This is a genomic window from Bacteroides caecigallinarum (assembly GCF_016902295.1).
In the GTDB taxonomy this organism is placed as follows: Bacteria; Bacteroidota; Bacteroidia; order Bacteroidales; family Bacteroidaceae; genus Phocaeicola; species Phocaeicola caecigallinarum_A.
This window is the reverse complement of the sequence record NZ_JACJLQ010000255.1, coordinates 1-212: the sequence shown is the minus strand read 5'-3', so window position 1 is coordinate 212 and position 212 is coordinate 1. Positions and strand designations below refer to the sequence as shown.

General features: G+C 52.8%; 1 rRNA gene. It reads left to right on the top strand.

The features are described from left to right. A 16S ribosomal RNA gene (locus H6A27_RS15930) occupies positions 1–212 on the top strand; the annotation flags it as partial.

The window sequence follows — 212 nt, the reverse complement described above, 5'->3', positions numbered from 1 at the left end:
ACTCAAAGGAATTGACGGGGGCCCGCACAAGCGGAGGAACATGTGGTTTAATTCGATGATACGCGAGGAACCTTACCCGGGCTTAAATTATGCATGAATCATCTGGAGACAGATGAGCCGCAAGGCATGCATGAAGGTGCTGCATGGTTGTCGTCAGCTCGTGCCGTGAGGTGTCGGCTTAAGTGCCATAACGAGCGCAACCCTTTCTGCCA